Source organism: Rhizobium sp. YJ-22 (genome assembly GCF_029601685.1).
GTDB lineage: Bacteria > Pseudomonadota > Alphaproteobacteria > Rhizobiales > Rhizobiaceae > Metarhizobium.
In genome coordinates this window covers 224275-247371 of the sequence record NZ_JARRIR010000005.1, presented here as the reverse complement: position 1 = coordinate 247371, position 23097 = coordinate 224275, and the positions used below count along the sequence as shown (strand labels likewise).

Annotated in this window: 21 protein-coding genes, 2 tRNA genes and 1 pseudogene; 17 read left to right on the top strand and 7 right to left on the bottom strand. The window is 63.6% G+C overall.

Annotated elements, in window-relative coordinates; all coding sequences use genetic code 11:
* The first annotated feature begins 32 nt into the window (after positions 1–32).
* The 3 genes from P7F60_RS14340 (at position 33) to P7F60_RS14330 (ending at position 4596) form a co-directional block, all read left to right on the top strand.
* Positions 33–2813 (top strand): EAL domain-containing protein, encoded by a 2781-nt coding sequence (locus P7F60_RS14340; RefSeq protein ID WP_277918410.1) that lies wholly within the window; start codon positions 33–35, stop codon positions 2811–2813.
* 134 nt (positions 2814–2947) lie between these two features.
* Positions 2948–3592, top strand: coding sequence for a DUF47 domain-containing protein (locus P7F60_RS14335; RefSeq protein ID WP_277918409.1), 645 nt, complete (start codon positions 2948–2950; stop codon positions 3590–3592).
* Positions 3592–4596, top strand: a complete 1005-nt coding sequence (locus tag P7F60_RS14330; RefSeq protein ID WP_277918408.1) for an inorganic phosphate transporter — start codon at positions 3592–3594, stop codon at positions 4594–4596. Before P7F60_RS14335 ends, P7F60_RS14330 begins: the two co-directional genes overlap by 1 nt.
* Before the next feature lie 137 nt (positions 4597–4733).
* Here P7F60_RS14330 and P7F60_RS14325 read toward each other — a convergent pair.
* Positions 4734–4808, bottom strand: a tRNA-Gly gene (locus tag P7F60_RS14325).
* Positions 4809–5027: 219 nt separating this feature from the next.
* Positions 5028–5102 (bottom strand) — tRNA-Gly (locus tag P7F60_RS14320).
* Between the two features lie 316 nt (positions 5103–5418).
* On the opposite strand from P7F60_RS14320, the gene P7F60_RS14315 reads away from it, so the two are divergent.
* The 4 genes from P7F60_RS14315 to P7F60_RS14300 all read left to right on the top strand — a co-directional run bounded on the left by P7F60_RS14315 (position 5419) and on the right by P7F60_RS14300 (position 7941).
* On the top strand, positions 5419–5922 hold the full coding sequence (locus tag P7F60_RS14315) for a prolyl-tRNA synthetase associated domain-containing protein (RefSeq protein ID WP_277918407.1): 504 nt from the start codon (positions 5419–5421) through the stop codon (positions 5920–5922).
* A 107-nt stretch (positions 5923–6029) separates the two neighbouring features.
* Positions 6030–6989: a thioredoxin gene (gene trxA, locus P7F60_RS14310; RefSeq protein ID WP_277918406.1), complete on the top strand. Its 960-nt coding sequence runs from the start codon at positions 6030–6032 to the stop codon at positions 6987–6989.
* 110 nt (positions 6990–7099) lie between these two features.
* Entirely contained in the window at positions 7100–7753 is a 654-nt protein-coding gene (locus P7F60_RS14305) for an LON peptidase substrate-binding domain-containing protein (RefSeq protein WP_277918405.1), read from the top strand.
* Positions 7753–7941 (top strand): Trm112 family protein, encoded by a 189-nt coding sequence (locus P7F60_RS14300; RefSeq protein ID WP_277918404.1) that lies wholly within the window; start codon positions 7753–7755, stop codon positions 7939–7941. Before P7F60_RS14305 ends, P7F60_RS14300 begins: the two co-directional genes overlap by 1 nt.
* Before the next feature lie 6 nt (positions 7942–7947).
* Here P7F60_RS14300 and P7F60_RS14295 read toward each other — a convergent pair.
* A pseudogene (locus P7F60_RS14295) lies at positions 7948–9198 on the bottom strand (ubiquinone biosynthesis hydroxylase); the annotation flags it as partial.
* Between the two features lie 78 nt (positions 9199–9276).
* On the opposite strand from P7F60_RS14295, the gene tesB reads away from it, so the two are divergent.
* From tesB to P7F60_RS14265, 6 genes are all read left to right on the top strand, one after another.
* Positions 9277–10164, top strand: a complete 888-nt coding sequence (gene tesB, locus P7F60_RS14290; protein WP_277918403.1) for an acyl-CoA thioesterase II — start codon at positions 9277–9279, stop codon at positions 10162–10164.
* 221 nt (positions 10165–10385) lie between these two features.
* Positions 10386–10724, top strand: a complete 339-nt coding sequence (locus P7F60_RS14285) for a P-II family nitrogen regulator (protein WP_277918402.1) — start codon at positions 10386–10388, stop codon at positions 10722–10724.
* 25 nt (positions 10725–10749) lie between these two features.
* Positions 10750–12093, top strand: a complete 1344-nt coding sequence (locus tag P7F60_RS14280; RefSeq protein ID WP_277918401.1) for an ammonium transporter — start codon at positions 10750–10752, stop codon at positions 12091–12093.
* A 278-nt stretch (positions 12094–12371) separates the two neighbouring features.
* The gene (locus P7F60_RS14275) at positions 12372–14978 is read left to right on the top strand and encodes a DNA translocase FtsK (protein ID WP_277918400.1); all 2607 of its coding nucleotides are present in this window, start codon (positions 12372–12374) and stop codon (positions 14976–14978) included.
* Positions 14979–15130: 152 nt separating this feature from the next.
* A complete protein-coding gene (locus P7F60_RS14270; protein WP_277918399.1) occupies positions 15131–15796 on the top strand; it encodes an outer membrane lipoprotein carrier protein LolA in 666 nt (221 codons plus the stop codon).
* A gap of 123 nt (positions 15797–15919) precedes the next feature.
* A complete protein-coding gene (locus tag P7F60_RS14265) occupies positions 15920–16723 on the top strand; it encodes an exodeoxyribonuclease III (protein ID WP_277918398.1) in 804 nt (267 codons plus the stop codon).
* Positions 16724–16750: 27 nt separating this feature from the next.
* Here P7F60_RS14265 and P7F60_RS14260 read toward each other — a convergent pair whose 3' ends face one another.
* Together P7F60_RS14260 and P7F60_RS14255 are read right to left on the bottom strand one after the other, a co-directional pair.
* The gene (locus P7F60_RS14260) at positions 16751–17209 is read right to left on the bottom strand and encodes a cyclic nucleotide-binding domain-containing protein (RefSeq protein WP_277918397.1); all 459 of its coding nucleotides are present in this window, start codon (positions 17207–17209) and stop codon (positions 16751–16753) included.
* Between the two features lie 65 nt (positions 17210–17274).
* Positions 17275–17958 carry a response regulator transcription factor gene (locus P7F60_RS14255; RefSeq protein WP_277918396.1) on the bottom strand — a complete coding sequence of 228 codons (684 nt, stop codon included), beginning with the start codon at positions 17956–17958 and terminating at the stop codon, positions 17275–17277.
* Between the two features lie 362 nt (positions 17959–18320).
* Between P7F60_RS14255 and P7F60_RS14250 the strand changes: the two genes are divergently transcribed.
* Together P7F60_RS14250 and P7F60_RS14245 are read left to right on the top strand one after the other, a co-directional pair.
* On the top strand, positions 18321–19145 hold the full coding sequence (locus P7F60_RS14250) for an aldo/keto reductase (protein ID WP_277918395.1): 825 nt from the start codon (positions 18321–18323) through the stop codon (positions 19143–19145).
* A gap of 225 nt (positions 19146–19370) precedes the next feature.
* On the top strand, positions 19371–19778 hold the full coding sequence (locus tag P7F60_RS14245; protein ID WP_277918394.1) for a hypothetical protein: 408 nt from the start codon (positions 19371–19373) through the stop codon (positions 19776–19778).
* Between the two features lie 114 nt (positions 19779–19892).
* Here P7F60_RS14245 and phaR read toward each other — a convergent pair whose 3' ends face one another.
* Positions 19893–20468 (bottom strand): polyhydroxyalkanoate synthesis repressor PhaR, encoded by a 576-nt coding sequence (phaR, locus tag P7F60_RS14240; protein ID WP_277918393.1) that lies wholly within the window; start codon positions 20466–20468, stop codon positions 19893–19895.
* Positions 20469–20699: 231 nt separating this feature from the next.
* Here phaR and P7F60_RS14235 point away from each other — a divergent pair, with 231 nt between their 5' ends.
* Both P7F60_RS14235 and P7F60_RS14230 read left to right on the top strand, forming a co-directional pair.
* Positions 20700–21881, top strand: a complete 1182-nt coding sequence (locus tag P7F60_RS14235) for an acetyl-CoA C-acetyltransferase (RefSeq protein ID WP_277918392.1) — start codon at positions 20700–20702, stop codon at positions 21879–21881.
* Between the two features lie 154 nt (positions 21882–22035).
* Positions 22036–22761 (top strand): beta-ketoacyl-ACP reductase, encoded by a 726-nt coding sequence (locus P7F60_RS14230; protein ID WP_277918391.1) that lies wholly within the window; start codon positions 22036–22038, stop codon positions 22759–22761.
* A 73-nt stretch (positions 22762–22834) separates the two neighbouring features.
* On the opposite strand, the gene P7F60_RS14225 is transcribed toward P7F60_RS14230, so the two are convergent.
* Entirely contained in the window at positions 22835–23086 is a 252-nt protein-coding gene (locus tag P7F60_RS14225; RefSeq protein ID WP_277918390.1) for a YMGG-like glycine zipper-containing protein, read from the bottom strand.
* Between the last annotated feature and the right edge of the window lie 11 nt (positions 23087–23097).

Below are 23097 nucleotides of genomic sequence, written 5' to 3'. Positions count from 1 at the left end.
GGACAAGGAACGCGGCGCATCCTGAGGGCGGAATGTATAAAGTCGTCACTTGTCTGGCATTCGAGCATGACCTGCGCCTGGTCGTCCTCGCGGGGATCTTGTGTTTCCTGTCTTCCTATGTCGCTTTTCTACTTCTGCGCCGCGGGCGCGCGGGCGAGGGGCGGGCACGGCTGATCTGGCTGCTGAGCGCCGGCGCCGCCGGTGGTTTCGGCATCTGGACGACGCATTTCGTGGCGATGCTGGCTTATGATCCCGGCGTGATCATCGGCTATGCGCTGTCGCAGACGCTGCTTTCTCTGGCGATTGCGGTGCTGACCACGTCGGCGGCGGCGGCCTGCGCCGTGTTTCTCGGCGGAATGGGGGCGGCGCTGGCGGCCGGCCTGTTGTTCGGCGTCGGCGTTTCCAGCATGCATTTCATCGGCATGGCGGCGATCGAGTTTCCCGGAACCCTCGTCTGGGAGCGGATGCTGGTGCTGGCCGCCATCGTCCTCGCCGTCGTGTTTTCCGTTCCGGCCTTCCTGTTGCATGGCGCGGCGCACAGGCGCATCGCCATCCCGGCGCTGCTGATGTCGCTCGGTATCGTGCTGATGCATTTCACCGCCATGGGCAGCGTCAGCGTCATCCCTGGCGCCGGCGCGGTCTCCAGCAAGGACGTGCTGTCTGCGCATCTGATGGTGATGATGATCACCGTCGTGGCGCTGTCGCTGCTGTTTTCCGGCTTCGCGGCGGCGCTGTTTGCCATGCGCGCCGAAAAGGCGGCCGCCGATGGTGAGGCGAATTTCAAGCGGCTGGTGCAGGCGGTCAACGATTATGCCATCTACATGATCGATCTCGACGGCCGCGTCAGCAACTGGAATGCCGGGGCGGAACGGGCGCTGGGCTACAGCGAGGCCGAGATCGTCGGCCAGTCCTTCCATATCTTTCATCCGGAGGAAGAACGCCGGCGCGGCGCGCCCGCCCGCGCCCTGGCGACGGCGCGCAGCGAAGGCCGCTTCGAGGTCGAAGCCTGGCGAGTGCGCAAGGATGGCACCCGCTTCTGGGCTTATGTGGTCATCGAGCCGATCTATGACGAGGAAAAGCGGCTGGTCGGCTATGCCAAGATCACCCGCGATTGCACCGGGCAGATGCTGGCCGCGCAGAAGCTGCAGCAGGCCTCGCAAAACCTCAACCTCGCCCTGAACCACATGGCCAATGCCATCTGCCTGTTCGACAGGGACGAGAAGCTGGTGCTCCACAACGGCCGGCTCGGCGAAATCTTCGGCTTCGCGCCGGAGACCGATCTCACCGGCCGGACGTTTCGCGAGCTGTGCAGCCTGCGCGTCGAGTTCGGCATCGAGCATCTGAGCGATATCGACGCCTTTTACGAACGTCACCGCCGGTTGATCGTCAGCGCCGAGGGCGGCGAGGACGTGCGCGTCATCGCCAACGGCAAGACGGTGCGCACCATCCATCGCCCGACCGGCGACGGCGCCTGGGTGACCACCATCGAGGATATCACCGAACGCGTCCGCTCCGAGGAGCGCATCGCCCATCTCGCCCGCCACGACACGCTGACCGGCCTGCCGAACCGCCGCCGCTTCACCGAGATCCTCGACGCTGCCATCGACAGCGCCGACGGGACCGGCGCGCGGGTGGCGGCGATCTGCATCGACCTCGACAAGTTCAAGGAAGTCAACGACACCTTCGGCCATGCCAGTGGCGACGCCTTGCTGTCGACGCTGGCGCAGCGCATGGTCAAGGGCACCGACCCGTCCGAAACCGTCGGCCGCTTCGGCGGCGACGAATTCGTGGCGCTTAAATCCTATTCCGAGCAATCGGAGTTGCAGGGGTTTCTCACGCGCCTGGTGTCGGCGCTCAGCGAGCATGTCGATCTCGGCCATACCACGCTGGCGCCCGCCGCCAGCCTCGGCGTCGCCATCTATCCGCAGGATGCGCAGGATCGCGAGCGGCTGCTCGGCAATGCCGACCTCGCCATGTACCGCTCCAAGGACAGCCTGGAGGAGAAGATCAGCTTCTACGAGGCGGGAATGGACGAGGCGGCCCGCGAGCGCCGGGCGCTGGCCCGCGACATCGCGCCGGCGCTGGAGGAGGAGCAGTTCTTCCTCGCCTACCAGGTGCAGAAGGCAGTGCGCACCAACGCCACCACCGGCTATGAGGTGCTGCTGCGCTGGAGTCATCCCAAGCACGGGCTGATCCCGCCCTCGACCTTCATTCCGCTGGCCGAGGAAAGCGGAGCGATTACCGCGCTCGGCGAATGGGTTCTGGAGCGCGCCTGCCGCGAGGCGGCTTCCTGGCCGCAGCCACACCGCATCGCCGTCAACCTGTCGCCGCTGCAACTGGTCGATACGCTGTTGCCGGAAAAGGTCCGCAGGGTGCTGGCCGAGACCGGGCTTTCGCCGGCGCGGCTGGAGCTGGAAGTCACCGAAAGCGCCATCATCGCCGACAAGGCCCGCGCGCTGCATGTGCTGCGCCAGATCAAGGCACTCGGCGTCACCATCGCCATCGACGATTTCGGCACCGGCTATTCGTCGCTGGAAACGCTTCGCTCCTTCCCATTCGACAAGATCAAGCTCGACCGTTCCTTCGTCGAGGAGATCGGAAACCGCCAGTCCAAGGCCTTCGTGCGCGCCATCGTCGCGCTCGGCAAGAGCCTCGACGTCTCGGTGCTGGCCGAGGGGGTCGAGACCAGCGAGCAGTTCCGGTTCCTGCTCGCCGAAGGCTGCGACGAGGTGCAGGGCTTCCTGTTCGGCCGGCCGGGCTCGCCAGACCAGATGAAGGCCGAAGCGGCCAGCGGCGACCGCCTCGCCGGCTGATGTCCACAAATGCCTGTTGAAAAAGCCGCATGAAGAAGCGTTTGCGCGGCTTTGCGATTCAACGGGGCGGTTTCTTTCGGCGCGCGTGGATTATATGACACTTTCATGACGAGGACCGACCGGAAGGACCGACGATGCTGAGCCTGTTTCGAAAATTGATGCCGCGCGAGGATCGTTTCTTCGACATGTTCGCGCGCCACTCGCGCACCGTGGTCGCCGCGGCGGAAGCGCTGGACCAGCTTCTTTCCGGACAGGATATCGAGGCGAACTGCAGGAAGATCGTCGATCTCGAAAACCAGGCCGACGACCTGACCCGCGAGGTGCTGACGGCGGTGCGCCTCAGCTTCATCACGCCCTTCGACCGCGGCGACATCAAGGATCTGATCCAGTCCATGGACGATGCGATCGATATGATGCACAAGACCGTCAAGACCATCCGCCTCTATGAGCAGACCGAATTCGAGCCGGGCATGCGGGAGATGGGCAAGGCGGTGGTCGAGGCGGCGCATCTGGTGGCCGAGGCCGTGCCGCTGCTCGACCGCATCGGCGTCAACGCCCACCGGCTGAACGGGCTCGTCGAGGATGTGACCCGTGTCGAGGGCCGCTCCGACGACCTGCACGACCAGGGGCTCAAGGATCTTTTCCGCAAGCATGGCGCCAGCGGCAACGCCATGGCCTACATGATCGGCAGCGAAATCTATGGCGAGCTGGAGAAAGTGGTCGATCGCTTCGAGGATGTCGCCAATGAAATCAGCGGCATCGTGATCGAGAACGTCTGATGGACGCCGCGCTCGCATTTCCGCTGCTGGTCGGGCTGATCGGCATCGCGCTGTTCTTCGACTTCCTGAACGGCCTGCACGATGCAGCCAATTCCATCGCCACCATCGTTTCTACGCGGGTGCTCAGACCGCAATTCGCGGTGGCCTGGGCGGCCTTCTTCAATTTCATCGCCTTCCTGTTCTTCGGCCTCCATGTGGCCGAGACGCTCGGCAAGGGGATCATCGATCCGGCGATCGTTTCGCCGCTGGTGATCTTCTCGGCTCTGATGGGCGCCATCCTGTGGAATATCATCACCTGGGTGTTCGGCATTCCCTCCTCCTCCTCGCATGCGCTGATCGGAGGCCTGGTGGGGGCGGGGCTTGCAAAGGTCGGTTGGGATTCGATCGTCTGGTCGGGCCTTTTGAAGACGGCGAGCGCCATCGTGCTGTCACCGGCGATCGGCTTCTTCCTGGCGCTGATCCTGGTGCTGATCGTCTCGTGGATCTGTGTGCGGCAGACGCCGTTCGCGGTCGACCGCTCCTTCCGGGTGCTGCAATTCTTCTCCGCCTCGCTCTATTCGCTCGGCCATGGCGGCAACGACGCGCAGAAGACCATGGGCATCATCGCCGTGCTGCTGTTCTCGCAGGGCTATCTGGGGCAGGAATTCTACGTGCCCTTCTGGGTGGTGCTTTCCTGCCAGACGGCGATGGCGCTGGGCACACTGTTCGGCGGCTGGCGCATCGTCCATACCATGGGCTCGAAGATCACCCGCCTCAACCCGATGCAAGGGTTCTGCGCCGAAACCGGCGGAGCGCTGACCCTGTTCGGGGCCACCTGGCTCGGCATTCCCGTCTCGACCACGCATACGATCACCGGCGCGATCATCGGAGTCGGCGCGGCGCGGCGCGCCTCGGCGGTGCGCTGGGGCATTGCCGGCAACATCGTCGTCGCCTGGGTGGTGACCCTGCCTGCCGCCGCCGTCATCTCCGCCGCATTCTATTACGTCGGTAGCCTGTTCGGCTGAACGACATCCATCGAATCAAAAAACGATCGTCCCGGCCGTGCAAACGGCCGGGCGATTTGGTTTGCGGGCCAAAGGCAGCAGGACAAGCAAGCGCCATCGGCGTGAAGGCTGTATTTCGGGAGAATGATCTCGGAAACTGGAGCGGGCGAAGGGATTCGAACCCTCGACCCCAACCTTGGCAAGGTTGTGCTCTACCCCTGAGCTACACCCGCTCATCAAACCTCGATCCGGGGTAGTCGATGGATCGTGGCGCGTCGCCGCTTGCGGCGACGGGGGCTATATGACCCATGTCCGGAGCGATTGCAAGAGGATTTTCGCCAATAAAAACGACGATTCCATGAAGATGCGGGACGCGGCTGGGCCGGGTGAACATGCTGGACGGCCTGCAGAAGCCGCTCGCGTTTTGTCTGCAACGTCATGATCTGGAAAACTGGAGCGGGCGAAGGGATTCGAACCCTCGACCCCAACCTTGGCAAGGTTGTGCTCTACCCCTGAGCTACACCCGCTCATCAAACCTCGATCCGGGGTAGTCGATGGATCGTGGCGGCGTCCCCGCTTGCGGCGACGGGGGCTATATGACCCAACTCCGGAGCGAATGCAACAGAGAAATGACGACGCGGCGGGAAAAATCGGCATTTTTCGGTTTCGCAAAACCATCGGTTTGAAAACAAAGCGAAAATTTCCGCGTTCTTGCCAAAACCTCGCGCGCCCCCTATCAAGGACGGGCGGCGCGGGATCCGCTGCTGCCCCTTCAACGTCCGTTTCCGGCGCCTTCCGCCCCAGGAAGATGTGTGCCGGGCGGCCCTACGACCAGAGCCGATCATGACCGCACCGAAGACGCGCGAAGACCTGTTTGCCTTTCTCGACAGCCTCGGCATCGCCCACAAGACCAAGGATCATCCGCCGGTGTTCACCGTTGCCGAATCGGTGTCGCTGCGCGATGAAATTCCCGGCGGTCATACGAAAAACCTGTTCGTGAAGGACAAGAAGGATAATTTCTTCCTGCTGACGGTCGAGGAAAATGCCTCGGTCGATCTGAAGACGGTGCATCACCTGCTCGGCGCGGCGAGCAAGGTGTCGTTCGGCAAACCGGAAAAGCTGATGGAATTCCTAGGCGTCGCCCCGGGCTCGGTCACCGCTTTCGGCGCGATCAACGATACCGGCAACAACGTCACATTCGTGCTGGATGCGGACCTGATGCAGGCGGACATCATCAATTGCCACCCGCTCAGCAACGACGCCACCACCTCTATCGGCCGCGACGATCTGATCCGTTTCATGGAAGCGACCGGCCATCGGCCGCTTGTCTTGAAAGTCACGGCCTGACATACGATTTACAGCATGCCGCGCAAACGTCTGTAGCGATTTTGCGATAACGGCATGCGGAACAAAAGCGCAAACGCAGATATGCGGCGGCCCGGCGGGAGATTTCGATGAGCGGCATGAACGATTCCTATAGCGGTTCCTTCGGCAACCAGATGAGCGCCTCGGTGACGACAGGCGCAGGCGCGGCGGGCGGTCACATCAAGGACACGACCACGGCGCAATTCACGAAGGACGTGCTGGAGGAATCGCGCCACCAGCCGGTGCTGGTCGATTTCTGGGCGCCCTGGTGCGGCCCCTGCAAGCAGTTGACCCCCGTCATTGAGAAGGTGGTCAACGAGGCGGGCGGGCGCGTCAAGCTGGTCAAGCTCAACATCGACGACCATCCGGCCATTCCCGGCCAGCTCGGCATCCAGTCGATCCCCGCCGTCATCGCCTTCGTCAACGGCCGTCCCGCCGATGGTTTCATGGGCGCAGTGCCGGAGACCCAGATCCGCCAATTCATCGACCGCATCGCCGGCCCCGCCGCCGACGATCCGGCCATGCAGATCGCCGCGATCCTCGAAGAAGCCGATGCCGCCTTCGCGCAAGGCGATATCGATGCCGCCGGCGAGCTCTACAGCGCCATCCTGCAGGCCGACCCCGAAAACGCCAGGGCTGTCGCCGGCATTGCGGAATGCCTGATGGCCGGCGAGCAGCCGGAGCGGGTGCGCGAATTCCTGGCCACGCTGCCGGAGACGCTGCTGGCCGATGCCGCACTTCAGCCTGTTATCAAGAAGCTCGAACAGATCGAGGAAGCCCGCAAGCTCGGCGACCCCGTGGCGCTGGAGCATGAGCTGGCGCTGAACCCCGATCATCACGAGGCGCGCATCAAGCTCGCCAAGATCCGCAATGTCGAGGGAAGGCGCGACGAGGCGGCCGATCACCTGCTGTTCATCATGAAACGCGACCGCGCCTTCGATGACGACGGCGCCCGCCGCCAGCTGCTGCAATTCTTCGATGTCTGGGGTTTCAAGGATCCGGCGACGATTGCGGCGCGGCGCAAGCTGTCCTCCATCCTGTTTTCCTGATCCGGGATCATCGCCCTGAATGAGGCTTGTGTTTTTTCCGGGCCGCCCCACATAATCCGAAAGCCGGCCCTAATCCCGGGCCGGGGAATGCTTGAGGACGGGACAGGACGATGCAAGCGGGAAACGCCAGATATCTGAAAGCGGAAGATATTCCGGAGACGATTCCGATCTTTCCGTTATCGGGGGCGCTGCTCCTGCCCTCCGGCCAGCTGCCGCTGAATGTTTTCGAACCGCGCTACCTGATGATGTTCGACGACGCGCTGGCGCATCAGCGCATCATCGGCATGGTCCAGCCCTCCTATTCCGAGCAGGTGCATGCCGAATTGTGCCCGGTCGGCTGCCTCGGGCGCATCACCTCGATTGCCGAGACCGGCGACGGGCGCTACGTCACCTCGCTCACCGGCATCTGCCGCTACCGGCTGGTGGAGGAGATCCAGAGCGGCAAGCCCTATCGCAGCTTCCGCATCGCCCCCTTCCTCACCGATCTCACCGCCGATGACGACGACGAGGCAATCGACCGCCAAGCCTTGCTGGCCGCCTTCCGCGCCTATCTCGACGCCAACAATCTCGAAGCGGACTGGGACAGCGTCGAGCGCGCCAGCAACCGGACGCTGGTCAATTCCGTGTCGATGATGTCGCCCTTCGGGCCGGCGGAAAAGCAGGCGCTGCTGGAAGCCCCCGATCTGAAGACGCGCGCCGAAACCCTGATCGCCATCACCGAATTCGCCATTGCCGGCGACGGATCCGATACGGTCCTGCAGTGATGGACGAGAACATCGCCCGCGTCGATCCGAAGCTCCTCGACCTCCTGGTCTGCCCGCTGACCAAGGGCCGCCTGTCGCTGGACCGCGAGCGCAACGAACTCGTCTCCGAGCGCGGAAAACTCGCCTATCCGATCCGCGACGGCATTCCGATCATGCTGATGTCGGAAGCGCGCAAGCTGGAAGATTAGGCCCGCTTAAATGGGCTCCCCGGCCAGCAGGCGGGGATTGTCGTTGGCGGCGAGGCCGGCGGCTTCGCCGATGAAATAGGATTTCATCTTCGGCATGCGCTCGACCAGCCCGAGGCCGACGTCGCGCAAGACGCGCAACGGACCGATATCGTTGGAAAACAGCCGATTGAGCACGTCGGTCGTCACCCCCATGCGAAACGTGTCGAAGCGCCGCCAGGTCTGGTAGCGCTCCAGCACGGTCAGTGCGCCGATATCGAGGCCGAGGCGGTCGGCCTCGACGACGGTTTCGGCAAGTGCTGCCACATCCTTGAAGCCTAGATTGAGGCCCTGGCCCGAGATCGGGTGGATGCCGTGGGCAGCGTCGCCGGCGAGCGCAAAGCGGGGTGCCACGAAATCGCGCGCCAGCGTCAGCCCCAGCGGAAAGGCCTTGCGGTCGCCGACCACGCTGAGACGGCCGAGCTTGTGGCTGAAGCGGCGCTCCAGTTCCTCCTCGAAAACGAGATCGTCGGCGCGGAGCAACCGTTCGGCATCGGCGGTGCGTTCGGTCCAGACCAGAGAGGAACGGTTGTCGGTGAGCGGCAGGATGGCGAAGGGACCGGCGGGCAGGAAATGCTCTTCGGCACAGCCCTCGTGCGGGCGTTCGTGCTTGACGGTGGTGACGATGCCGGACTGGCCGTAATCCCAGGACACGGTCTTGATGCCGGCCATGTCGCGCAGCTTGGAGCGCACGCCGTCGCAGGCGACGAGCAGGCGCGCCTCGACCGACTTGCCGTCCGAGAGATCGACGCTGACGGCATTGTCGCCGGCGGTGAAACCGGTCGCCGTCAGCCCGTGGCGGATGGTGACACCGAGTTTTTCGCAAGCCGCGCGTAACGCTGCGACGAGGGCGACGTTCGGCACCATATGGGCGAAAGGCTGGCCCTCGGCGACATCGCCGTCGAAGGTGAGGAAGACCGGGCGCACCGGATCGGCGGTGCGCGAATCGGTGACGATCATGCGGGTGATCGGCTGCGCCTGCGGCAAAATCTCGTCCCAGACGCCAAGCACGGTCAGCATCTGCGTCGCCGCGGCGATGACGGCCGAGGCGCGTTGGTCCTTCTTCCAGACCTCAGCGGGCGCCGCCTCGACGATTTCGACATTCAGATGCGGGGCCGCATGCTTGACGGCAAGCCCCAGCGAAAGGCCGACATATCCGCCACCCACCACCAGCATGTCGATCATCGCTTGCATCTCCGCTCTTCGATCCTGTTCGGCGCGTGCAAAAGCGGCGCACCTTTACGTATCCTGCTTTATAGACCAAAAGTCAGAGACTTATACTGCCGGAGTTTGACCAAAATGTCGCAAAGCGCCCGCACCCCCTCCGCCATGGAGAAGCTGATCGCCATTCTCGATATCGAGCCGATCGAGGAGAACCTGTATCGCGGCCTCAGCCCGCAGACGGGCTGGCAACGGGTGTTCGGCGGCCAGGTCATCGCCCAGGCGCTGGTGGCGGCGCAGCGCACGGTGGAAGAGGACCGCTTCGTGCATTCCCTGCATGCCTATTTCATGCGGGCCGGCGATCCCAGCGTGCCGATCGTCTACCAGGTCGATCGCATCCGCGACGGCGCGAGCTTTGCGACGCGCTGGGTGGTGGCGGTGCAGCACGGCAAGCCGATCTTCTCGATGTCGGCCTCCTTCCAGAAGGACGAGCCCGGCTTCGACCACCAGATCGACATGCCGCAGGTGCCGTTCCCCGAGGATCTGCCCGACGAGCAGCGGCTCCGGGCCGAGTTCCTGGCGCATGCGCCTGAGCCGGTGCGGCGCTACTGGGAGCGCGAGCGGGCCATCGAGATCCGCCCGACCGCCTTCACCCATTACATCTCCTCGGAAAAGCTGCCGCCGCGCCAGGATGTCTGGGTGCGCACCAACGGCCGCGCACCCGACGACCGCCGCACGCGCACCGCCATCCTCGCGTATCTCTCGGACCTGACGCTGATCGATACGGCGCTCTATGCCCACGGCACCTCGATCTTCGATCCGACCGTGCAGGTGGCGAGCCTCGATCATGCCATGTGGTTCCACCGCCCCGTCGATCTCGACGACTGGCTGCTCTACAGCCAGGATAGCCCCAGCGCATCGGGCGCGCGCGGCATGACGCGCGGCAGCCTGTTTTCCCGCTCCGGCCGGCTGGTCGCCTCGGTGGCGCAGGAGGGTCTGATTCGCAAAAGGGCAGATGGGCAATAAATAAGCAAGATGTAATTACTGCTCAAATTTTATGCTTTTGTGCGGTTGCGAAATGCCGCTTTCTTGGCGTTTCGAATTTTTTCCCTGAAAATACAGCGGTTTAATCACCATCCTCGAAACTGGCACGCCCTTTGTATGATGAAGGCCAGTCGCGGCAGGCGCTCCAGCGCCCGCGGCACGAACATCGGCAAAGCGCCGAGGCAAGAGAGGATGGGGTACAGATGAAAATTGTGATGGCCATCATCAAGCCGTTCAAGCTGGACGAGGTGCGCGAAGCCCTCACCGGGCTCGGCATCCAGGGCCTGACCGTCACCGAGGTCAAGGGGTACGGACGGCAGAAGGGGCACACTGAAATCTATCGCGGAACGGAATATGCCGTCAGCTTCCTGCCGAAGCTGAAGATCGAGATCGCGGTCGCCACCGACATGGCCGAGCGGGCCGTCGACGCCATCGCCGCCGCCGCCAAGACCGGCCAGATCGGCGACGGCAAGATCTTCGTCTATTCCATCGACCATGCGGTGCGCATCCGCACCGGCGAAACCGATTCCGAAGCGCTGTAATTCGCCGACAAGGGAGTTCTTTTTCATGTCATTTCGCACGCTCGCATCCCGCTCCAGCCTTGTCGCCGCCAGCGCTCTCCTGATCGCGCCGGCTGTTGCATTCGCTCAGGAAGCGGCTCCCGCCGCCGTTGCGGTGCCCGAAAAGGGCGATACTGCCTTCATGTTCCTGTCGACGATCCTTGTCCTGTTCATGATCATTCCCGGCCTCGGCCTGTTTTATGGCGGGCTGGTGCGCGCCAAGAACATGCTGTCGGTGCTGATGCAATGCACCGTCATCGCCGCCGCCGTGATGATCGCTTGGGTTGTCTACGGCTATTCCTTCGCCTTCGGCGGCTCGACCAACGCCTTCTTCGGCGGCTTCGCCAAGATTTTCCTCGCCGGCGTCGACCCGACCACGACGGCGGCCACCTTCTCCAAGGGCGTCGTCATTCCCGAATATATCTTCGCGATGTTCCAGATGACCTTTGCCGCGATCACGCCCTGCCTGATCATCGGCGCATTCGCGGAGCGGATCCGCTTCTCGGCGGCGGTGCTGTTCTGCCTGCTGTGGGTCACCTTCGTCTATTTCCCGATCGCCCATATGGTCTGGGACTCCAACGGCCTGATCTTCGGCTGGGGCGCGCTCGATTTCGCCGGCGGCACGGTCGTTCACATCAATGCCGGCGTCGCCGGCCTGATCGGGGCGATCATGGTTGGCAAGCGCGTCGGCTTCGGCAAGGACATGATGGCGCCGCACTCGATGACGCTGACCTATGTCGGCGCGGCCATGCTGTGGGTCGGCTGGTTCGGCTTCAATGCCGGTTCCAACCTCGAAGCCTCGGGCGGGGCGATGCTCGCCACCGTCAACACCTTCGTCGCCACCGCCGCCGCCATCCTTTCCTGGTGCGCCGTCGAAGCCTTCGCCCGCGGCAAGGCCTCGATGCTGGGCGCAGCCTCCGGCATGATCGCCGGCCTCGTCGCCATCACGCCGGCCGCCGGAACGGTCGGCCCGATGGGCGCCATCGTCATGGGCGTGCTGGTCTCGCCGCTGTGCTATTTCTTCGTCTCGGTGGTCAAGAACAAGTTCGGCTATGACGACACCGCCGACGTCTTCGGCGTCCACGGCATCGGCGGCCTGTTCGGGGCGCTGGCAACGGGCATCTTCGCGTCCGCTTCGCTGGGCGGCGTCGGTTATGTCGAAGGCGTCACCATGGCGGGACAGTTCGTCACCCAGGTGAAGGCGGTTCTCGTCACCATCGCCTGGACCGGCATCGGCTCGATCATTCTCTACAAGGTCACCGATATCGTCGTCGGCCTGCGCGTGCCGGTCGAGGCCGAGCGCGAGGGGCTCGATCTCGCCTCGCATGGCGAAGCGGCCTATCACGCCTGACCCTTCAGGATTTGCGGCGTTCAGGACAACGCCGCCGAACAGCCCGTCGCGATCCGGCCTCCCCGGATCGCCCTTGGCCCGGACCTTACGGTTCGGGCCTCTTTTTTTTTTGACCACCTGCTGTCGATCGTAAGGCAGCCACAATAAATGCCGCATGCGCTTCCATGGTTAATGCCGCTTTAACTCTCTCGGTTTAGTTTACGCTTGAATAACGCGAATCCGGCCGGCGGACGGCCGTTCGATTCATGTCCCACCGAATGAGATGACGGACCGGAAATATGGGCAGAAGCACTTCGGCGATCGACGGTCGCCCCCATCGTTTCACGCTTTCGACTTTCGTGCTGCGCCAGGTGATGTCGCTTTGCGGGTTTGCGATCTTCTTCGCGCTGGCGCTGGCGGTGGCGGCGCTGGCGACCTGGAACGTCGCCGATCCCAGCTTGTCCTATGCGACGGGCAAGGAGCCGACCAACATCCTCGGCTTCGGCGGCGCCGCCTTTGCCGATGTTCTGATGCAGTTCTTCGGCCTCTCCGGCGTCGTGTCGCTGCTGCCGGTGCTCGCCTGGTCGCTGGCGCTCGTCAGCGGGCGCGGCATCGATCGCATTCCGGCGCGGCTTGCCGCGTGGCTGTGCGGCGCCATGCTCTGCGCCGCCGCCATGGGCTGCTTTCCCGCACCGGCGACATGGCCGATCCCCAACGGTATCGGCGGCGTCATCGGCGACATGATCCTGCGTTTTCCCGCCCTGTTCGTCGGCGCTTATCCGACCGGCAGCTTCGCCACCACGCTCGGCGCCGTCTTCGCCGTGCCCACCGCCTGGCTGATGCTGTTCGCCGCCGGCGTCATCGGCCATCGCGAGATCGACGACGAGGACGATCTGCCCGTCGCCACGCCGAGCAAGGCGCAGACCGTGCGCGACGAATATGACGACGAGGACGATGGCGGCAGTTTCCTGACGAACTTCCTGCCGCTCGGGGCGCTCACCCATATCTGGTTCACCACGCAGGCGCGGGTGCGCCGTGTCTTCGGCCTCAGACGGGCCGCTCGCGCCGACCGTTACGAAGCGCCTTACGATTTCAACGACGACGAATTCGGCACGCTGAACGAACCGGCCCGCGCCCGTCAAGGCGGCGAGCGCCGCGAACCGACCATGGAGACGCGCCCCGCCGCCCGCCGCGCCGTCGTGCCGCCCTCCATGGCTCTCGACGACGAGGATGATGACGACGTCTTGCCGGACGATATCCTTCCTGACGACAGCCGCGGAAGCGCGCCGCGCGCCGATGTCGGCGACCGTCGCGGCCGTGTGCAGGCGCCGCGCGCCAGCCGCCCCGGCGCCTATGATCCGGCCCCGCGCCATCCGGCGGTTCCCGGCGTCTTCCAGCTTCCGGCGCTGGAATATCTTGCCGAGCCGAAGAACGTGGTGCGCGACACGACGCTGTCCGCCGACGCGCTGGAGCAGAATGCCCGCATGCTCGAAGGCGTGCTGGAGGATTTCGGCGTCAAGGGCGAAATCATTCATGTCCGCCCCGGCCCGGTGGTGACGCTCTATGAACTGGAACCGGCGCCGGGCATCAAATCCTCGCGCGTCATCGGTCTCGCCGACGATATCGCCCGCTCGATGAGCGCGATCGCCGCCCGCGTCGCCGTCGTGCCCGGCCGCAACGCCATCGGCATCGAGCTGCCGAACCAGAGCCGCGAGATGGTCTATCTGCGCGAACTGGTCGCCAGCCGCGATTTCGCCGGCTCCAAGGCCAAGCTCGCCATGGCGCTCGGCAAGACCATCGGCGGCGAGCCCGTGATCGCAGATCTTGCCAAGATGCCGCACCTTCTGGTCGCCGGCACCACCGGCTCGGGCAAGTCCGTCGCCATCAACACCATGATCCTGTCACTGGTCTATCGCATGACCCCGGAACAGTGCCGCCTGATCATGATCGACCCCAAGATGCTCGAACTCTCGGTCTATGACGGCATTCCGCACCTGCTCTCGCCCGTGGTCACCGATCCGAAGAAAGCGGTGGTGGCGCTGAAATGGACCGTGCGCGAGATGGAAGAGCGCTACAAGAAGATGTCGAAGATCGGCGTGCGCAACATCGACGGCTTCAACAGCCGCGTCGAGCAGGCGCTGGCCAAGGGCGAGGCGATCAGCCGCACGGTTCAGACCGGCTTCGACCGCATGACCGGCGAGGCGATCTACGAGACCGAGGAATTCGACCTGGCGCCGATGCCCTATATCGTCGTCATCATCGACGAGATGGCCGACCTGATGATGGTGGCCGGCAAGGATATCGAAGGCGCCGTGCAGCGGCTGGCCCAGATGGCCCGGGCCGCCGGCATCCATGTGATCATGGCGACGCAGCGTCCGTCGGTCGATGTCATCACCGGTACGATCAAGGCCAACTTCCCGACGCGCATCTCCTTCCAGGTGACCTCGAAGATCGACAGCCGCACCATCCTCGGCGAGCAGGGGGCAGAGCAGCTTCTCGGCCAGGGCGACATGCTCTACATGGCCGGCGGCGGGCGCATCCAGCGCGTCCACGGGCCGTTCGTCTCGGATGTCGAGGTCGAGGACATCGTCGCCCACTTGAAAACCCAAGGGTCTCCCCAATATCTTGATGCGATTACCGAAGATGAGGACGAGGAAGCCGGCGGCGGTGCGGGCGGCATGTCTGCTCTTTCCGATTCGGACGATCCGTACGATCAGGCGGTGGCGGTGGTGTTGCGCGACGGAAAGGCCTCGACCTCCTACATCCAGCGGCGGCTGGGCATCGGCTATAACCGCGCTGCCTCGATCATCGAGCGGATGGAAAAGGAAGGCCTGGTCGGGCCGGCCAACCATGCCGGCAAGCGCGAGATCCTCGTGCCGACCGAGGCCGACATCATCGAGCGCTGAGCCTTGCGTTCAACAGAACGTGATGCCGGCAAACTGGACGCGGTGTCATCAAGGCGCCGCGTTTTTGCGTCACGAAAAATTTCAGCGAAGCGGTTTTGCGTCCGGAACTGCGGCAAGACAACAAAAGAAGACGCGGAACGAAGGAGATAGAGATGGCAGACTTTCACCCCGAAACCTCGAAAGACCCGGTTTCCCGTGGCGTTAGCCGCCGCGCCCTGCTTGCCGGGGGGATCGGTGCGGTGATGGCGGGCCTCGTTCCGGTTTCGGCACTCGCCCAGGCGCCAAGCGGCGTCGCCCAGCAGATCGCCGATCACTTTTCGTCGGTGAAGTCCATGCAGGGCGAATTCGTGCAGTTCGGGCCGCGCGGGGAGCAGACGGGCGGTAAATTCTTCATCCAGCGACCGGGCATGCTGCGCTTCAACTATGACGCGCCCTCGCCGATGCGGGTGATTTCCGATGGCCGCAACGTCGTCATCGGCAACAGCAAGATGAAGACCTGGAGCCTCTATCCGCTGTCCAAGACGCCGCTCAGCCTGCTGCTCAGCGACCGGATCGACCTCTCGACCAAGATGGTGCGCAACGTCAAGGAAGAGACGGATCTGACCACGATCGTGCTCGGCGACCGCTCGATCTTCGCCGATTCGACCATCACCATGATGTTCGATCCCAAGAGCTACGAATTGCGCCAGTGGACGATCACCGACAACCAGGGCAAGGACACCTCGGTGATGATCTTCAACGTCAAGACCGGCGTGCAGTTCGACCAGTCGGTGTTCAAGGTGCCCTATGAAGAGGTCAACAAGGCGCTGAAGCGCTGATATTCGACGAATTATGCTGTTCCCTCACGGGAAACTTGCTACACCGCGTCCTGTTTGTTTGACGCAATTTCGCATGCAAAACCGCTTCACGCTTTTGCTGGAATTGCTTTAGGGGCGTGGGTAATGACTTTCTCGATCACCACCTGGAACATCAACTCGGTCAGGCTGCGCATGCCGATCGTGCAGCAATTCGTGCTGAAGCACCGGCCGGACATCCTGTGCCTGCAGGAAACCAAGGTGGCGAACGAGCTGTTTCCATATGCGCCGCTGCGCGCCATGGGTTTCGAGCACGTCATCATCCATGGCCAGAAAGGCTATCACGGCGTCGCCATCGCCTCGCGTCTTCCGTTGACCGAGGATCACCGCCAGGATTATTGCGGGGTCGGCGATTCCCGCCATATCTCGGCGGTGTTCGAGCGCGGCGGCCGACGGGTGCGCCTGCATAATTTCTACGTCCCGGCCGGCGGCGACGAGCCGGACCGGACGATCAATCCGAAATTCGGCCACAAACTCGATTTCATCGAGGAGATGAAGCGGCTGAAATCGACCGCCGAGGCCAATACCGCTTCGATCCTCGTCGGCGATCTCAATATCGCGCCGCTGGAGCACGACGTCTGGTCACACAAGCAGCTCTTGAAGATCGTCAGCCACACGCCGGTGGAGACCGAGGGCCTTTTGGAGGTCATGCGGCTCGGCGGCTGGGAAGACCTGATGCGGCGACACGTTCCCGCCAGCGAAAAGCTCTATACGTGGTGGAGCTACCGCGCCAAGGACTGGGCCGCCGCCGATCGCGGCCGCCGCCTCGACCACATCTGGTCGTCGCCCGATCTGGCGCCGCTGCTGAAACGCATCGAGATTTTCAAGGAAGCGCGCGGCTGGGAACAGCCTTCCGACCATGTGCCGGTGACGGCGCATTTCGACCTGTGAGTTTTGGTGGATCGGCTGGCCGGGAGCTCAGCCGAAATACCGCTCCAACGCGCCGATGCCCTCGACCATAGCGGCGAGGTTCTGTTTGAGGCGACCCTGAACCATGGCGGCGACGGGGGGATATTCCTCCATCAGCCGCTGGAACAGGGCACGGGTGATGCGCAGCACCTCGGCATCGCCGCGCGCCGTTGCGGTGTATTTGCGCTCGACCAGGGTGATCAGGGCGATTTCCGAAAGCAGTGTGCCGGCGGGGACGGTTTCGCGCAGTTCCGGCTTGCCGTCGCGGCCGGTGATCGTCAAATCGATTGCGCCGTCGGCGACGATATAGGCGCATTCGGCCGGAGCGTGCTCGCGAAACAGCGCCTGCCCCGGCGACAGCCGCCGCCGCTCGGCCCCGAAGGCCACCAGCCGCAACTGGTCGTCGCTCATGCCGGCAAACAACGGCACACTCGACAGAAGCTGGATATCGTCCTGCAGTCCGGCCATTCCATTCCCCTGTTTAAGGCATGTCGTTATCGCAAAACCGCTGCACACTTTTGCGCAACATGCTTTTACGGAACGATTTTATAGCCGCCGTTCTCCGTCACCAGAATCTCGGCGTTCGACGGATCGCGCTCGATCTTCTGGCGCAGGCGGTAGACATGGGTCTCCAGCGTATGGGTTGTCACGCCGGAATTGTAGCCCCAAACCTCTTCCAGCAGCACGTCGCGGGTCACGACCTTCTGGTCGGCGCGGTAGAGATAGCGGATGATCGCCGCCTCCTTTTCCGTCAGCCGGATTTTCTGGCCGTCCTCGGTGCTCAGCAGTTTCTGGCTCGGCTTGAACAGATAGGGGCCGACCGTGAAGGTGGCGTCCTCGCTCTGCTCGTGCTGGCGAAGCTGGGCGCGGATGCGGGCGAGCAGCACCGCGAAGCGGAAGGGCTTTGTGACATAGTCGTTTGCGCCGGCTTCCAGACCGAGGATGGTGTCGGAATCGGTGTCGTGGCCGGTCAGCATGACGATCGGCGCCTTGAAGCCGTTCTTGCGCAGCATTTTCACCGCTTCGCGACCGTCCATGTCGGGCAGGCCGACATCCATGATCAGCAGATCGACGGCACCGTTGCGCGCCGCCTGCATGCCCTGCACGGCGCTGGCTTCCTGCAACACGTTGAATTCGTCATAGAGCGCCAGTTGCTCGACCAGGGTCTCCCGCAGGTCCGCATCGTCGTCCACCACCAGAATCGTCCGGGCCGTCATGAGCGCCGCCTTTCCCTCAATTATTGCAAGTCCTACGCCAAATCGCTGAATTGGCAAGCGTTTTGCAGGAGTTCGGCCTTTTTCAAAGGCCATTCGAGCTGCTATGGTTTTCCTGCCGATCACGCGCAAAGCAAATAGTTGTGAGCCGCCATGCGAAAAACAAGGGCCGCAAGGCCGGCGATCCTTGTCGTGTGGCCGGAGGCTTCCCCCTTACCATCGGCCCGCGTCGCCCCTATATGCTATGCCTTGCCGCGCCCACGCGGCATCGATTTCAAGGTTTTGCGGCGATCCGGCATGCAGAAACGTGCGAGGCCGGCGCTGTCTTTCAGTTTCATGACGTTCCCATCCGACGGAGATCTCGCGTGACCCCCACCATCAAATTCCATGACGGACAGTCCATTCCGCAGTTCGGCCTCGGCGTCTGGCAGACGCCGAACGAGATCGCCGCGCCGACGGTGAAGACCGCGATCGAAGCAGGTTATCGCCATGTCGATACGGCGGCGATCTACGGCAACGAGGAAGGCGTCGGCGAAGGCATCCGTGCCTCCGGCATCGACCGCAAGGACATCTACCTCACCACCAAGCTCTGGAACGACGCGCAGGGCTACGATTCGACCCTTAGGGCTTTCGACGCCAGCCTGAAGCGCCTCGGCACCGATTATGTCGATCTCTACCTGATCCACTGGCCGGTGCCGCGCAAGGATCGCTACATCGACACCTGGAAGGCCTTCGTGACGCTGAAGGATGAAGGCCGCGTCCGCTCCATCGGCGTCTCCAACTTCTATCCCGAGCATATCGAGCGCATCGTCGCCGAGACCGGCGTCGTGCCGGTGATCAACCAGATCGAGTTGCATCCCGACTTCCAGCAGCGCGCCGCCCGCGCCGCCCATGCCAAGCTCGGTGTGGTCACGCAATCCTGGAGCCCGCTCGGGCAGAGCAAGCTGTTCACACATCCGGTCATTGCGAAAATCGCCGCCAAGCACGGCAAGACGCCGGCCCAGGTGATCATCCGCTGGCATCTCGACAGCGGCCTCGTCGTCATTCCGAAATCGATCACCCCGAGCCGCATCGTCGAGAATTTCCAGGTCTTCGATTTCAAGCTGGATACCGACGACATGGTGGAGATCGACCTGCTCGACAATCCCGGCGCCCGTCTCGGCCCCGATCCGATGACCGCCGATTTCTAGAGCGCTTCAGCTTTTCATAGAAAAGCAGAACGCTCCCTCTATTTGTTTTACGCATTTCCGGCCGCAAAACCGCTTCGCACTTTTGCTGGAAATGCTCCCAGGGTTTTGCCGGCGGCGGGAGAGCCGCCCCCCGGCTGACTCCCGTCCGTTTCCCTGATAAAGCCCTGTTTGCGGTTTTAGGCTTGCCGCGAAAATCCCGGCCCCCGATGGAGGAGATGACCCCATATGATCGCCGCCTTTCCGCTGATGCTGGTTCCGCTGGCGCTCTACAATCTCGCGATGATCGGCCTGATGGGCGAGGGCGGGGCGGCGGCGCTCGACAAGGTCGTGCTGTCGCTGTCGATGCTGTCGGGCGCGGTCTGGACCATGAGCCTCGGCGACCTGATGATCGTCATCGGACTCGTGGCGCTGTTCTTCGAGATCGTCAAGGCGACGCGCACCGGTTCGGGATCGCTGATCAACCACATGCTGTCGCTGGTGGTCTTCATCCTGTTCCTTGTTGAATTCCTGCTGGTGCAGGGGGCGGCGACGCAGATCTTCTTCATCCTGATGACCATCGCCTTCCTCGACGTGATCGGCGGCTTCGTCATCTCGATCCGTACGGCGGGACGCGACGTGTCCATAGGATTGTAGGCAGCACTTCGCGAACCGTGCGGAGCGACTTCCGTCCTGAATTGCGTCCTGAAACAACCAAGGCCCGCCGAACGGGTCTCGTGCGGCGGGCCTCAAGAAAACGGACCTGAAAAATCAGAGATTGTCGAGCTTGGTCTGGAGGGCGCGGAGCTGTTCCTTCAACTCGTCGATGTCCTTGGCCTCGGCCTTGCGGCTTTCCTTGGCTGGCGGCGGGGTCATGAAGGGCGAGAACATCTGCATCGCCTGGTGAAACATCTCGGTGTTGCGGCGCACCTGCTCCTCGACCAGTTGCATCGGCGCCTGCAGGTTCTTGGTCAGCGGCGTGTCGCCGAAAGCGCGGGTCATCTGCTCGCGCATCTGGGTCTGCTGCTGGGCGAAGGCCTGCATCGAATGTTCGAGAAAGCTCGGCACGACCATCTGCATCTGGTCACCGTAATAGGAAATCAACTGCCGAAGGAAGGAAATCGGCAGCAGCGTGTTGCCGGTCTTGGATTCCTGCTCGAAGATGATCTGGGTCAGCACGGAATGGGTGATGTCCTCGCCGGACTTGGCATCCTGGACGGTGAAATCCTCGCCTTTCTTGACCATGACGGCCAGATCGTCGAGCGTGACATAGGTGCTCGTCCCCGTATTGTACAATCGCCGGTTGGCGTATTTCTTGATTACGATCTGGCCTTCGTTTTTCGCCATATTCGTCTCCTGGCCCCGTCGATGATTGGTAACGCAAGCTTCTCCCTGCGGTCACTCTAAGCGTAAACGAAGGGTGGTGACAATCGATTTGTGCGATGCGGCAGGGTCGTGCCCGCAGGACATATCGTTGATTGTCCTGAAAAACCCGGCGCGTCCGTTTCTCGTTTGACTTGCGGCCTGAGCTTTGTCACTTTCGTTGCCGACTTAGAGTGCATTGGGAGGAACCCGTCCATGAGCCATCCATCCATCGTCATCGCCAGCGCCGCACGCACCGCCGTGGGCTCGTTCAACGGCGCCTTCGGAAACATTCCGGCGCATGAGCTCGGCGCGGCGGCCGTCAAGGGCGTGCTGGAGCGCGCCGGCGTTGACGCAAAGGAAGTCGACGAGGTCATTCTCGGGCAGATCCTGACAGCCGGCGAAGGCCAGAACCCGGCCCGCCAGGCAGCGATGAAGGCCGGCATCCCGCAGGAGGCGACCGCATTCGGCATCAACCAGCTCTGCGGCTCCGGCCTGCGCGCGGTCGCGCTCGGCATGCAGCAGATCGTCACCGGCGACGCCTCGATCGTCGTCGCCGGCGGCCAGGAATCCATGTCGATGGCGCCGCACTGCGCGCACTTGCGCGGCGGCGTGAAGATGGGCGACTTCAAGATGGTCGACACCATGATCAAGGACGGCCTGACCGACGCTTTCTACGGCTATCACATGGGCATCACCGCCGAGAACGTCGCCCGACAGTTCCAGCTTACCCGCGACGAGCAGGACCAGTTCGCCGTCGCCTCGCAGAACAAGGCCGAAGCCGCCCAGAAGGCCGGGCGCTTCGCGGACGAGATCGTCGCCTTCACCGTCAAGGGCCGCAAGGGCGACACCATCGTCGACCAGGACGAATATATCCGCGCCGGCGCGACGCTGGACTCGATGACCAAGCTGCGCCCCGCTTTCGACAAGGAAGGCACCGTGACCGCCGGCAATGCGTCGGGCATCAATGACGGCGCCGCCGCCGCGCTGCTGATGAGCGAGGCGGAAGCCTCGCGCCGCGGCATCCGGCCGCTCGCCCGCATCGCCTCCTGGGCGACCGCCGGCGTCGATCCGCAGGTTATGGGCACCGGGCCGATCCCCGCTTCGCGCAAGGCGCTGGAGCGGGCCGGCTGGAAGATCGGCGATCTCGATCTCGTGGAAGCCAACGAGGCCTTCGCCGCCCAGGCCTGCGCCGTCAACAAGGATCTCGGCTGGGATCCGGCTATCGTCAACGTCAATGGCGGGGCGATCGCCATCGGTCATCCGGTCGGCGCCTCCGGGGCGCGCGTCCTCAATACGCTGCTGTTCGAGATGAAGCGCCGCGGCGCCCGCAAGGGACTGGCAACCCTTTGCATCGGCGGCGGCATGGGCATCGCCATGTGCCTCGAGGCGCTCTGATCCGCCTTTATCGGTTCTGCGATCGGCGTGGCGGCGGGAGGCCGCCATGCCGGAGCATTTCCAGGAGGAACGCCGGCGCGCCCTTGCTGGAAATGCTCCGGACGCGGCGCCTGCGCGTTAAAACAGGCGAGTGCAACAGCAGGGAGGAACAGTTATGGCTAGAGTGGCTTTGGTAACCGGCGGCACGCGCGGCATCGGCGCGGCGATCAGCGTCGGCTTGAAGACGGCCGGCTACGCGGTGGCGGCGAACTATGCCGGCAACGACGAGCGCGCCAAGGCGTTCGAGGCCGAGACCGGCATCGCGGTCTTCAAATGGGACGTCTCCAGCTATGACGCCTGCCGGGACGGCATCGCCGCGGTCGAGGCCAAGCTCGGCCCGGTCGAGGTGCTGGTCAACAATGCCGGCATCACCCGCGACGCCATGTTCCACAAGATGACACCGCAGATGTGGGGAGAGGTGATCGACACCAACCTCACCGGCCTGTTCAACATGACGCATCCGGTGTGGACCGGGATGCGCGACCGCAATTTCGGCCGCATCATCAACATTTCCTCGATCAACGGCCAGAAGGGCCAGATGGGCCAGGCGAATTATTCCGCCGCCAAGGCCGGCGATCTCGGCTTCACCAAGGCCTTAGCCCAGGAAGGGGCCGCCAAGGGCATCACCGTCAACGCCATCTGCCCCGGCTATATCGGAACGGAGATGGTGCGCGCCATCCCCGAAAAAGTGTTGAGCGAGCGCATCATCCCGCAGATCCCGGTCGGCCGCCTCGGCGAGCCGGAAGAAATCGCCCGTTGCGTCGTCTTCCTCGCCTCCGACGATGCCGGTTTCATCACCGGCTCGACGATCTCGGCCAATGGCGGTCAGTTCTTCGTCTGACGGGCAATGTCAGCATTTAAAAAAACGGCGCCTCGCAAGGGGCGCCGTTTTCGTTTGGGTCACCTGCCGCCAATCAGCAGCGGGCTTCGTAGCGGCGGCCGTGGCGGTCGCGGTAGATGCAGTAGTCGGCGCGGCTGGAGCGGCCGACGAGGTAACCGGCCGCGCCGCCGATGGCGGCACCGGCAAGCGCGCCGCCGGCACGGCCGGTCACGACGCCGCCGATGACCGCGCCGGAGGCGGCGCCGACCGCCGTCGAACGCTCCGTCTGGGAGCAGGAGGCCAGCATGGGAAGAACGAGCACTGCTGCGATGATCGATTTTTTCATGAGAGGGATCC